The organism is Desulfobacteraceae bacterium (genome assembly GCA_022340425.1).
GTDB lineage: Bacteria > Desulfobacterota > Desulfobacteria > Desulfobacterales > JAABRJ01 > JAABRJ01.
This window is the reverse complement of the sequence record JAJDNY010000176.1, coordinates 1-11,369: the sequence shown is the minus strand read 5'-3', so window position 1 is coordinate 11,369 and position 11,369 is coordinate 1. Positions and strand designations below refer to the sequence as shown.

The 11,369-nt window shown below is 68.9% G+C and carries 12 protein-coding genes; all 12 read right to left on the bottom strand.

The features are described from left to right. Positions 1-628 (bottom strand): hypothetical protein (locus LJE63_15915; protein ID MCG6908089.1); only part of this gene is annotated, 628 nt, incomplete at its 3' end. A gap of 17 nt (positions 629-645) precedes the next feature. Beyond that, positions 646-1,608, bottom strand: coding sequence for an adenosylcobinamide-phosphate synthase CbiB (gene cbiB, locus LJE63_15910; GenBank protein MCG6908088.1), 963 nt, complete (start codon positions 1,606-1,608; stop codon positions 646-648). Further along, a complete protein-coding gene (cobD, locus tag LJE63_15905) occupies positions 1,605-2,678 on the bottom strand; it encodes a threonine-phosphate decarboxylase CobD (protein ID MCG6908087.1) in 1,074 nt (357 codons plus the stop codon). Before cobD ends, cbiB begins: the two co-directional genes overlap by 4 nt. Next, complete coding sequence (locus tag LJE63_15900; GenBank protein MCG6908086.1) at positions 2,675-3,418, bottom strand: adenosylcobinamide-GDP ribazoletransferase; 744 nt, start codon at positions 3,416-3,418, stop codon at positions 2,675-2,677. Before LJE63_15900 ends, cobD begins: the two co-directional genes overlap by 4 nt. Before the next feature lie 16 nt (positions 3,419-3,434). Further along, entirely contained in the window at positions 3,435-4,007 is a 573-nt protein-coding gene (gene cobU, locus LJE63_15895; GenBank protein MCG6908085.1) for a bifunctional adenosylcobinamide kinase/adenosylcobinamide-phosphate guanylyltransferase, read from the bottom strand. Between the two features lie 4 nt (positions 4,008-4,011). Further along, on the bottom strand, positions 4,012-5,535 hold the full coding sequence (locus LJE63_15890; protein ID MCG6908084.1) for a cobyric acid synthase: 1,524 nt from the start codon (positions 5,533-5,535) through the stop codon (positions 4,012-4,014). Positions 5,536-5,580: 45 nt separating this feature from the next. Beyond that, positions 5,581-6,354 (bottom strand): precorrin-3B C(17)-methyltransferase, encoded by a 774-nt coding sequence (gene cobJ, locus LJE63_15885; protein MCG6908083.1) that lies wholly within the window; start codon positions 6,352-6,354, stop codon positions 5,581-5,583. Continuing rightward, positions 6,312-7,406 (bottom strand): cobalt-precorrin 5A hydrolase, encoded by a 1,095-nt coding sequence (locus tag LJE63_15880; GenBank protein ID MCG6908082.1) that lies wholly within the window; start codon positions 7,404-7,406, stop codon positions 6,312-6,314. The genes cobJ and LJE63_15880 overlap by 43 nt, the downstream gene beginning before the upstream one ends. Further along, complete coding sequence (cobM, locus tag LJE63_15875; protein ID MCG6908081.1) at positions 7,403-8,290, bottom strand: precorrin-4 C(11)-methyltransferase; 888 nt, start codon at positions 8,288-8,290, stop codon at positions 7,403-7,405. Before cobM ends, LJE63_15880 begins: the two co-directional genes overlap by 4 nt. An 80-nt stretch (positions 8,291-8,370) precedes the next feature. Next, positions 8,371-9,582 (bottom strand): precorrin-6y C5,15-methyltransferase (decarboxylating) subunit CbiE, encoded by a 1,212-nt coding sequence (cbiE, locus tag LJE63_15870; GenBank protein ID MCG6908080.1) that lies wholly within the window; start codon positions 9,580-9,582, stop codon positions 8,371-8,373. Positions 9,583-9,587: 5 nt separating this feature from the next. Then, on the bottom strand, positions 9,588-10,718 hold the full coding sequence (cbiD, locus tag LJE63_15865; GenBank protein MCG6908079.1) for a cobalt-precorrin-5B (C(1))-methyltransferase CbiD: 1,131 nt from the start codon (positions 10,716-10,718) through the stop codon (positions 9,588-9,590). Then, positions 10,718-11,344: a precorrin-8X methylmutase gene (locus LJE63_15860; GenBank protein ID MCG6908078.1), complete on the bottom strand. Its 627-nt coding sequence runs from the start codon at positions 11,342-11,344 to the stop codon at positions 10,718-10,720. Before LJE63_15860 ends, cbiD begins: the two co-directional genes overlap by 1 nt. Between the last annotated feature and the right edge of the window lie 25 nt (positions 11,345-11,369).

Genomic DNA, 11,369 nt, shown 5'->3' with positions numbered 1-11,369 from the left:
CGGCAAATGCCCGCCAGTTGTCTTCCAGATCGAGGTCATAGAGCAGGAGGTGGCCAAGATCCAAACAGACCGCCAGATCGAGTTCGAGGATCAGCGGGGTCAGCCACTGGAGGGGGTAGGCGAGCGTTTCGACGCTGATGCGGTGGGCGGGAGGACCGCCGGACAGGATGGCCCGCAGACTCGACGCCAGCCGCGCGCGCCAGGGCCCGGCGCTCGCCGCGTCGCGAACCTCTGCCGGCCGGGGCAGGTGCAGGGTGCAGGTGGTGGGGGCGAGGGGCGCCACCCGCTCCAGGACCCGCCGCAGGGTGTCAACGGCCTGGCGGTCGATGGTCGGGTCGGGGTGCCCCGGGGTGATGTCGGTGGGCAGGTGGACGTTGTAGCCGATGCCGAGGTCTCCGCCCACCTGGGCCAGTTCGGCGATTTCGGCCTTCCCGGGAAGGCTTCCCGGGTACCGGCTGTCTAGTACCAGCAGCTCGATTTCATCCACGAAGGGGGCGAGCATGCGCACGTTGGGCAGGTAGTGGTCCGGGTAGATGAAGGAGGGGCAGGCCAGCCGGAACGGGTAGCGCCCCCGGGCGGATTGCGGCAGCGGCGGGTAGGGCCGGCCGGGTGCGCTGGTCTGCGTCACGGCTTCTCCTCTGCAAGCTAGATCAGGCCCAGGCCCAGAGCGGCAACCCAGAAAGCCCCCAGGCTGATCAGGGCCGTCACCAGCATCAGTTCACAGGCCCGCGGGATATGGTCCGGAACCACCGGCCCGAGCCCGCTGCCGATGAAGGGTTTGTCCACCAAGACCCCGCCGTAGTAGTTCGGTCCGCCCAGACAGACCCCCAGCGCACCGGCAAAGGCGGCTTCGGCAATCCCGGCGTTGGGGCTGATGTGCCGCCGGCCTTCCCGCAGGGCGCGGCCGAGGGTCCGCCGGCCCCTGCCGGCCAGCAGGGCCGCCGCAAGGGCGATCAGCGGCATGGCGAGGCGCGCCGGCAGATAGTTGGCCGCATCGTCGATCCGCGCGGCGGCCCGGCCGAAGGACCGGTAGCGTTCGTTTTTGTAGCCCACCATGGAATCCAGGGTGTTGACCATCTTGAAAGCCAGCGCCAGCGGCGCGCCCCCCAAGGCGGCGTAGAAGAGAGGCGAGACCACGCCGTCCACTAGGTTTTCGGCCACCGTCTCGACGCACGCCCGGGCGACCCCGGCCTCGGATAGGGGCGCCGTATCGCGGCCGATGATCATTGCTACCTGGCCCTTGGCCGCGCTGGCATCACCCTCCCGCAGGGGGCGGTAGACGGCCATGGCCGCATCCATCAGGCTGCGTGCCGAAAGGCAGTAGAACACCAGCAGGACCTCCAGCCCGACTGCCACAAGCGGGTGGACGGCTGCCGCCACCCGCAGCAACCCAAAGGCCGCCAGCGCCGTGCCGGCGATCAGGCTGGCCGCAAACAGCCCGCCGGCGGCGCCAAGCGATAGGGGCAGGCGGCGAAAGCGCGACTCGGCCCATGTGATCGCGGCCCCCATCCAGCGGATGGGGTGGGGTAGCCAGCGCGGGTCCCCCAGCAGCAGATCCAGGACGAAGGCCACCGGCAGGAGGAAGCCGGGGAGGAACGCAACACTCATCCCAGCTCCCGAAGATGGCGGCAAAGGGCCCGGTTGGTCGCCTGATCCTTGAGGGAGATGCGGATGAAGCGCTCCGAGAGCCCCTCGAAATTGCTGCAGTCGCGGATCAGGATCCGCCGGGCGGCCAGGCGGCGCCAGACCGTCGCGGCCTTCAGACCGCCGTCGAGGCGGATCAGGATAAAGGAGGTGGCGCTGGGGAAGGGCTCCAGGTGCGCCGCGGCCTTCAGGGCTTCGCCGAAGGCCGCCTTCTCGGCATCCAGGAATTGGCGCGTAACGTTGACGAAGGCCTCGGTTTCCGCCGGGTGCGCCATCAGGTAGCCCACCGCCGCCTGGGCCAGGCTGTTGACGCTCCAGGGCAGGGCGAATTGGCGCAGCCGCTGGATGGTGGCGGGGCTCGAGACGGCGAAACCGATCCGCAGACCCGGAATGCGGAAGATCTTGGACATCGAGTTGAGCACCACGACGTTCGGCAGGCCGCAGCCCATCAGGCTTCTATCCGCCGGCGGGGAGGCAAACGGCAGGTAGGACTCGTCGATGATGAAGGTCACCCCGGGGTGGCGGCGGCAGCAGCGCTCCAGATCCGCCGACGGGATCAGGGCGCCGCTGGGGTTGTTGGGGTTGCAGACGAAGACCGTGTCCGCGGTGGCCGCCGCTTGGTCCAGGCGCTCCAAGTCCGGCCGGAAACCGTCAGTCTCCCGGGCCATTGAGAATGCGGGGGCTACTCCCTGCATGCGGCAGGCGTCGGCATAATCGGCGTAGGTGGGCCCCAGGATCAGGGCCTGCCGGGTGTCGAGGGCCCGGGGCAGGGCGTAGATCAGCTGGGTGGTGCCGTTGCCGGCCAGGACGGCATCGGCGGGCAGGTCGTGGCGCCGGGCAAAGGCTTCCACCATCTGCATGGAGTCCACCTCGGGCAGGGCCAGGATGGCCTCCAGGTGCTGCGCCAGATGCGCCAGCAGGCCCGGCGGCGGCCCCAGGGGGTTGACATTGCTGCTCATGTCGCTGATTTCAGACGGCCGGCAGCCGACCTGGCGCGCCACTTCAACGATGTTGCCGCCGTGCCCAACGATCACAGCGCACCTCCCGCGGATAGCAGCAAAAACAACGCCGCCTCGGTCACCTCGGTCATCGCGCCCAGCATGTCGCCGGTGATGCAGCCCAGCTTGGCGTGGTAGTAGGCCAGGATTGCGGCGACGACCGTGGCAAAGGCGATTACCAGAAAAAGGCCGCGCCACCCCAGGAAAACCGACAGCCCCAGCGGCAGCAGGAACCCGGCAAAGGACCGCAGCGTCAGCGGCGCATCGAAAAAGGCGCGGCCGGTGCCGCCCTCGGGCCGGCCATAGGGCAGAAAGCGCATCCCGATCAGCATGCCGCCCCGGGCGAAGGCCGGGATCACCACCAGCAGGAGGCCCCGATGGGACTCCAGGGCCGATATGCCCCCCCACTTGAGCGCCAGCCCGGCCACCACCGCCACCAGGCCCATGACTCCCACCCGGCTGTCTTTCATGATGGCCAGCGCCTTTTCCCGCGGGCGCCGGCCGTAGAGGCCGTCGGCGGCGTCGGCCAGACCGTCCAGATGCAGGGCGCCGGTGATAAACGCCAGAAAGGCCACGTCCAGCAGCGCGGCCACGGGCCGCGGCCAAAGCTGCAGGACGGCCGAATCCAGCAGGAACAGCAAACCCCCCACGAGAACACCCGCCAACGGAAAAAAGGGCAGCAGCCCCCGGGGGTTGAAGTCTCCGCCGCCGCCAACGGGCAGGATCGTGAGAAACTGGAGGGCGGCGCGTAAATCCTGCCAAAGAGGTCTGATCATGGCGCGCCCCACGGTCTCAGCCCCGACCGGGGGTCTGGGGTTTGACGGTCAGCGGGATGCCCGCAACGATCCACGTCACGCGGTCCACTCCCGCTGCGACCGTTTGGTTCATCATCCCGGCGGCGTCCCGGAAACGACGGGCCAGGCTGTTTTCGGGCACAATGCCGGCCCCGACCTCGTTGGACACCAGGATCACGGGACAGCGGGCGTTCCCGAGGGCCGCCATCAGCTCGCTCAGCCGGCGGTCCAGCCCGTCCAGGGACTCATCGGCCAGCATCAGGTTGCTGAGCCAGAGGGTCAGGCAGTCCACCAGGATCAAATCGGTTGCGCTGCTGTGGCTGCGGATCGCCTCGGCCAGACCCAGCGGCTCCTCCAGGGTGCGCCACTCCGGGCCGCGCTCGGCCTGGTGGCGCGCCACCCGCTGGTGCATTTCCTCGTCGCGGGGCACGCAGGTGGCGATGAAAAGCCTCCGGGGCGGCGTCACCGCCGCGGCCAGCGCCAGGGCGTGGCGGCTCTTGCCGCTTTTGCAGCCGCCGATCACCAGGATCGATTCGCTCGCCGTCGGTGGCTGGAACGGTGATGATATCATCGCCTCAATTTCCCGCAAAATTTCCGCCCAGGCAGGCCGCCAGCAGGGCGTCGGTGTCGATATGGCGGCTGAAATGGGCCGCCAGGCGATCGTAGGCCCGGTCCCGGGCAGCCGGCCCGTGGATTTCGCCGACGGCGACGGCCTCCAGCCCGATGGTGGCCAGCCAGGCGCGGGTGACGTCCGGGGTGTCGAAAAGACCGTGCATGTAGGTGCCCATGACGCGTCCGCCGGGGGCCACGCAGCCGTCCGCGTCGCTGCAGGCCTGGGCGTTGCGCTCGGTCACGGCCAAAAGTGGACGGCCGCCGGCGCGCCGGGTCTGACCCATGTGGATCTCGTAGCCGCTGCCGGCGGCTGGCCCCCACAGGAAGCGCGAACGGGTGGTGGTCTTGGGAGCTGCCAGGCGGGTCGTCACCGGCAGCAGGCCCAGGCCGGGGGTGGTGCCGGGGCGGCCCTCCAGCCCGTCGGGGTCCGCCACATGCTGTCCCAGGATCTGATAGCCCCCGCAGATCCCCAGCAGATGGCCGCCGGCCTCGGCGTAGGCCTTCAACCGCTCGGCCCAGCCGCTTTGCACCAGCCAGGCGAGGTCGGAGCGGGTGTTCTTGGACCCGGGCAGGATGACGGCGCCGAAGGCGGTCAGTTCCTGAACTTTTTCGAGAAACTGGAGCGAGAGGCCCTCCAGGTTTGCCAGCGGGTCGAAATCGGTGAAGTTTGAGATGTGCGGAAGGCGGATCACCCCGATCCGCGGCCGGTTGTGCGAGGCCCCGGAGTGCGGCGGCGGGTTTTCGAGGACCACTGAATCTTCGGCTTCGATGCGGATGTCCGTAAGCCAGGGCAGGACCCCGAAGACCGGTTTGGCGGTGCGCGCCGTGATCCAGCGGGTGCCGTCGCCGAAGAGGGCCAGGTCGCCCCGGAAACGGTTGATCACGAAGCCGGCGATCTGGTCCTGCTGGGCCGGCTCCAGACAGGCCAGGGTGCCCACCAGTTGGGCGAAAACCCCCCCGCGGTGGATGTCGGCCACCAGCAAAACCCGGGCGCCGGCGTAATCGGCCATCCGCAGGTTGGTGATGTCCGAGGCCATCAGGTTGACCTCGGCGCACGAGCCGGCGCCTTCCATTACGATCAGGTCGTGGGCGGCGGCCAGGCGGTCGTAGGCTCGGCAGGCCTCCTGGAAGAGGCGCGCCTTGAACTGGTGGTAGGCCGCGGCCGTGGCGTTGGTGAGGGCCTCGCCCAGCAGCACCACCTGGGAGCCGACCTCGCTGGTGGGTTTGAGCAGGATCGGGTTCATGTCGACGTGGGGGGCGATGCGGGCCGCCTCGGCCTGGACGATCTGGGCGCGGCCCATTTCCAGGCCATCGGGGGTGACCCCCGAATTGTTGGACATGTTCTGGGCCTTGAAGGGCGCCACGCGCAGACCCCGGTCGGCCAAAACCCGGCACAGGGCTGTGGCGATGACGCTTTTGCCCACATCCGAGCCGGTGCCCATGACGGCGATACAGGCGGTTGCTGGTGTCGGTTTGAGAGCGGTCATCGTTTTCTCGGGCGACGCGTGACGGGGTGCGCCGCCGGCGGGGTGTCAGCCAAGGTCATACTTGCGGGTATAGCCCCGCGGGGTCACCATGAACCCGTCGCTGCGGGTGGTGCTGGCGTTGCCGATGAAGACCACCGTCTGCATGTCCACCGGTGCGTCCTTGAGTTCCGCGAGGCGCAGCAGCGACAGGTGCTGGCGGTCCCGGGTGGCGCTGGTCACGATCCCCACGGGGGTTTCCGGGGACCGGTGGCGCAGCAGGATTTCCTGAGCGCGGGCAAGCTGCCAGTCCCGTTTTTTGCTCTTGGGGTTGTAGAGCACGATAACGAAATCGGCCCCGGCCGCGGCATCCAGGCGCCGCGCGATCTTTTCCCACGGGGTCAAGAGGTCGCTCAGGCTGACGGCCGCAAAGTCGTGGGTCAAGGGTGCGCCCAGCAGGGCGGCGCCGGCGCACAGCGCCGGGATCCCCGGGACCACCTCAACCGGCAGGGCCTCGGCGGCCGCCCCGGCTGCCGCGGTCGCAGGGGTCAAGGGAATGCCCCTTTGACGGCACATTTCGAAGACCAGCCCGGCCATGGCGTAAATGCCGGGGTCGCCGCTGGAGACGATGGCGCAGGATTTACCCCCCAGCGCCAGGTCGATGGCGGCTTCGACCCGCGCCACCTCCTGCCGCATGCCGGTGCTGACCACCTCCTTGCCGGCCAGCAGCGGCTTGACCAGGTCGATGTAGGTGGTGTAGCCCACCACCGTATCCACCGCCTGGAGCACCGCGCTGGCCCTCAGCGAGAGGTGCTCCAGTCCCCCCGGGCCGATGCCGACGATGTAGAGGGTATTCGGGCGATGGCCACGGTCGCGTTGCGGCTGGTCTGTTTGGGGACGATCAGCGGGCCGTTTCCGGCCGCCAGGATCGCGGCGGCTTCGCATACGCTTTCGACTCCGACATGTCGCGCCACCCGCGCCGAGGGGGAGACGACCCCGTCCGCCCGCGCGAGGGCGTCTTTTTCGAAAAAAACCAGCGGTACTCCGAGAGTTTGGGCCAGCGCCAGGAGACCCGGCTCGTCCTGCTTGAGGCTGATGGAAGCCAGGCGCTTCAGGCTGGCCGCCGACCGCCTGAAGCGCGCCAGGGTTTCCAGCAGCAGGCCGCGCATCTCCGCCAGCGGGGTGCCGCGGTTGCAGCCCATGCCCGCAGCCAGGCTTGGGGGGCGCAGGACCAGGGTTCGCGGCGGGACCGGCGCCAGCACGTCATCCACCCAGACCCCGGCCGTGGCGCCCTTGGCTTCGGGCGTGTCAAACGCGATCACGGCGCCCGCCGGCAGCCGGTGGCCGACCCAGCCCATGGGGTCGTGGAGGCGCACGGGCTGGCCGGTCAGCAGCGCCATGCTTACGTATTGGATTGCGGCCGGATTTTCAATAGAAAGATGGTTCTCCTGGGCCAGCAGATCGATGGCCGGGACGCCGCTGAGGTCGGTGGCCGTGGTGATCACCGGGTCTGCGGCGGTGATCCGGGCGACTTCCAGGGCCAGCTGATTGGCGCCGCCGAGGTGGCCGGAAACCAGGCTGATGGCGTGCCGGGCGCCTTCGTCGATCACCACCACGGCGGGGTCCACGGTTTTGTGACGGATTAGGGGGGCGATCAGGCGTACCACAATGCCCGTGGCCATCACAAAGATGTGGCCGCCGTAGCGGTAAAAGTGCGGCGGCAGCGCGTGGGCCAGTCGTTGGAAGGTGGCCTCGGCCAGCGGGGCGTGGGCGAGACCGGCGGCCAGGTGGAGGTCGCAGCCCGGCAGATGGCGCGCCAGGCGCAGGGCGATCTCGGCGCCCCGGGGCGTGATCGCCCAGACGGCCAGCCGGTTTTGACGGGCGGATGGGGTCATGGCGTCGGGTCGGGCGTCTCTGGGGGAGGTGGATCGCCGGCGCCCGAAAGGTTTTCGGGTTTGCAGCCGGCCCGGGTCGCGGGCTTTTTGCCCGCCGCCGCGAGATCATCCGCGCCCGCTGGGCGGCGAAAGGCGTGGTTGAAATCGGGGTCGTAGAGCTTGGATCGGTGTTTCAGCTCAGGCGGACTCACGGCCAGGACTTTGCCCACGATGATCAGGGCCTGGTGGTCGATGCCCTCTTGTTTGACCAGTTCGACGAGACGCTCAACGCGGGTGAACCGGATTTTTTCCTCGGGCTGGCTGACCCGGAAGGCCAGCGCACAGGGGGCTTGCGGCCCGTAGGTTCTGGAGAGTATCTCGGCCACCTGCGCGATCAGGCTGATGCTCAGATAGATGGCCATGGAGGCCTGATGGGCCGCCAGGCTTTCCAGGGACTCCTGTTGCGGCACCGGCGTGCGGCCGGCCATGCGGGTCAGGATCAAGGTCTGGGATATTTCCGGCAGGGTGTACTCGATCCCCATGGCGGCCGCGGCCGCGAAAGCCGCCGTAACCCCGGGGATCACGCGATAGGGGATCCCACGCCGGTCGAGCTCGGCCATCTGCTCGAATATGGCCCCGTAGAGGCTGGGGTCCCCGGTGTGCAGGCGCACCACCCGCTGGTGCGCCTGGTAGGCCGCCGCCATCTGGCCGACGATCTCCTGCAGGTGCATGGCGGCACTGTTTTGCAGGGCAGCTCCGGGGCGGGCCCATTTGAGGACCGCCCGGGGCACCAGCGAGCCGGCATAGACCACCACGTCGGCCTGGGCCAGGGCCTGCTGGCCCTTGACGGTGATCAGGTCGGGGTCGCCGGGGCCGGCGCCGCAAAAGACCACAGGGTGGTTCATGGGGTTTTCTGCTCCTCTTTGGCTGGCTGAGCCGAATCCGGCCGAATCTTCGCTGGCTGCATGGCGGGGCTCCGAAGGGCTCAGGGTTTGGCGCCGCTGATGATCCAGACCGGGTTATGGGCGGCCATCCGCCGGCTCCAGGGCATTTTTTTGGACCGGCTGATCTGCACCTGGACGAGGTCGGCTTCCCACCCCAGCTGCTGCATGGCATCCAGCGCGGTCTGGATATTGTCCAGCAGGACCGCGTTGATCACCATCCGGCCGCCGGGCTTCAGGCGGCTTGCGGCCTGCCCGATGATGGCCGCCAGGTTTCGCCCCCCGCCGCCGATAAAGATGCGGTCCGGGTCGGGCAGGGGCGCCAGCCCTTCGGGCAGCACGGCCTGGACCGCGGTGAGGTTGGAAACCCCGAAGCGTGCGGCATTCCGTCGGATCTGCTGAATGCGCTGGGGGTCCTGCTCCACGGCGAATATCAGGCCGCGGCGGATCAAAACCGCGGCCTCCACGGCCAGGGAACCGCTGCCGGCGCCCAGGTCCCAGAGGGTGTCGCCCGGCCGCAGCTGAAGGCGCGCGAGGGCCAGAACCCGCACCTCGGCTTTGGTGATCAGGCCCTGCTGGTGCGCGAACTGGTCGTCCGGCATCCCCAGAAAAAGGGCCTGTGGCGGGGATGCGGCGCTTTGCGGGCGCCGCTTCAGCACCACCAGGTTGGGTTCGGCGAAAACACTTTGGGCCGCAATTTCCGGCGCCAGCCAGGAGATGCGCTCGGCCGCGGATCCCATCTGCTCCAGGACGCAGACCTCGAAGCCCGCCACCTGGTGTTGCAGCAACAGGCGCGCCACCCGGGCCGGGGTGTGGGTGGGGTCGGTGAAAACGGCAATCCAGTCGGCCGCCTGGGCGGCGGCCAGCAATTCTGCCCCGCCGTCGCGGCCGTGCAGGCTGACCACCCGGACCTCCTGCCAGGGGTGCCGGAGGCGGGCAAAGGCGGCCGCAACCGATGAGACGTTGGGGTAGATCCGGACGTTTTCGGGACCCAGGGCGCGCACCAGATAAGCGCCGATGCCGAAAAACAGAGGGTCGCCTGAGGCCAGCACCACCACCCGGCGTTCCTGCGCGGCGCTTTGGATGGCGGGCAGCAGGGCTGAGAGCCCCTTTCCGATTTCGATTTTCTCGGCCGCCAGGTCCGCAAAGTGGGCCAGGTGGCGGCGGCCGCCGACAAGGACATCCGCCGCGGCGATCAGATCGCGCTGGCGGGCGGTGAGATCTTCCGGGGACATGCCCATCCCGATGATCGTCACGGGTATCATCCTTCGCCCTCCGCGGGCTGCGGCCGCTCGTCCCGGGCAGGCGGGCCGGCGAAGATCACCTTCCCGTCGTAATCGAAGATCACGCTGCGAATCTCCACGGCCCCTGAGGCGAAGTCGTGGGCGGCGGCGATGATCCGGCGCCCCACTGCCGCCACCACCGGCGGGCAGGAATCTCCGAGAATCTCCAGGGCGTGCCGTGCGGTGTTGGCGGCGGCCACCGCGGAAGCCAGATCAAGGCGCCCGCAGGCTTCGGCCGTCCAACCGGCCAGCGCCCGGAGATTCAGATCGGCGCGGGAGGCGTGGGTGTGGGGAGCACCCTGGGCCATCTTGAGCGCCTTGCCGAAAAAAACCGCCAGGGTCGCCCGCCGGAAACCGCGGGCAACAGTCATACCCAAAGATTTTTGAAAAAAATCGCCGATCTGGACAAAGGCTTCGGCGGGCAAGGCGGGCAGCAGGGCCTGGGCAAAGCGCTCGGAGCGGCGCCCGGTGGTCAGGACCGCCTCCTCCAGACCCGCGGCCCGGGCCACCGCCAGGCAGGCATCGATGGTGGCGGTGTAGGCGTCGTGGGAAAGCGGTTTGACCAGCCCGGTGGTGCCGAGAATCGAAACGCCGCCGATAATTCCCAGGCGTGCGTTGAGGGTCCTGCGGGCCAGGGCCGCCCCCTGGGGGACGAAAATTTCCACCGCAGCCCCGCCCGTCTGGCCCGCGGTTTCCAGCAGGTCGGTCAGCGCCCGGGTGATCATGCGGCGCGGCACCGGGTTGATGGCCGCCTCTCCCAGGGGAACTTCCAGCCCCGGCTTGGTGACGGTGCCGACCCCTTCGCCGCCGCTGATGCGCACCCGCTCTTTTTCGCCTGCCGGGAGCAGCCGCACCCGGGCGCCGATCTCGGCACCGTGGGTGATGTCGGGGTCGTCGCCAGCATCCTTGATCACCCGCCCTTCAGCGGCAGTGGCCGACAGTCGCCGGCAGGTGGCGACGGGAACCTGCAGGCGGTCGCCGGTCGGCAGCAAGACCGAAACGCTGGCGGGCGCCTTATGCTCCAGAAGAAAGCCCAGGGCTGCCTGTGCCGCCGCGGTGGCCGCCGTTCCGGTGGTAAATCCGGTTTTCAAGCGTCGCTTGCGGCCCATCAGGCGTCCGCGTCCCCCTCCAGCGCCAGTTTGGCCAGGGCGTTGACCACGCTGGCCGCCACGTTGGACCCGCCTTTGCGGCCGACATTGGATATGAAGGGGATGTCGGTCTGCACCAGGGCGGCCTTGGACTCGGCGGCGTTGACGAACCCCACCGGCAGGCCGATCACCAGCGCGGGGCGCGCCGTGCCGGCCCGAACCAGTTCCAGAAGGCGCAGCAGGGCGGTGGGCGCATTGCCGACCACGAAAATGCCACCGGCCATATCGCCCACGGCGGCGTTCACCGCCGCCTGGGCGCGGGTGGAACCGCTCTGCGCCGCCTGCTGCCGCACGTCGGGATCGCCGATATAGCAGGTGGCCGAAGCCCCGAAACGCTCCAGATCCGTTTTGCGGATTCCCGCCCGGGCCATGTGAGTGTCGGTGACGATGGTGCAGCCCGACCGGATGGCGGCAATCCCGGCCTCTATCGCCCGGGGGTGAAAGCGAACCGACTGCAGGTAGTCGAAATCGGCCGAGGTGTGGATCATGCGCTGAACGATGCGCCACTGATCGGCGGGAAAGCCATGGGCCCCGGCTTCGCGGCCGATGATGCTAAAGCTCAGGGCTTCGATTTCCTCGGGTTTCATGCCGACCATTTCCTTTCCTGGCGGT

Excerpts from the sequence above, each read along its gene's own strand:
- cobU (MCG6908085.1), bottom strand. The coding sequence starts at position 4,007 with ATGATATCATCACCGTTCCAGCCACCGACGGCGAGCGAATCGATCCTG.
- LJE63_15890 (MCG6908084.1), bottom strand. The coding sequence starts at position 5,535 with ATGACCGCTCTCAAACCGACACCAGCAACCGCCTGTATCGCCGTCATG.
- LJE63_15860 (MCG6908078.1), bottom strand. The coding sequence starts at position 11,344 with ATGAAACCCGAGGAAATCGAAGCCCTGAGCTTTAGCATCATCGGCCGC.
- cbiD (MCG6908079.1), bottom strand. The coding sequence starts at position 10,718 with ATGGGCCGCAAGCGACGCTTGAAAACCGGATTTACCACCGGAACGGCG.
- LJE63_15900 (MCG6908086.1), bottom strand. The coding sequence starts at position 3,418 with ATGATCAGACCTCTTTGGCAGGATTTACGCGCCGCCCTCCAGTTTCTC.
- cbiB (MCG6908088.1), bottom strand. The coding sequence starts at position 1,608 with ATGAGTGTTGCGTTCCTCCCCGGCTTCCTCCTGCCGGTGGCCTTCGTC.
- cobM (MCG6908081.1), bottom strand. The coding sequence starts at position 8,290 with ATGAACCACCCTGTGGTCTTTTGCGGCGCCGGCCCCGGCGACCCCGAC.
- LJE63_15880 (MCG6908082.1), bottom strand. The coding sequence starts at position 7,406 with ATGACCCCATCCGCCCGTCAAAACCGGCTGGCCGTCTGGGCGATCACG.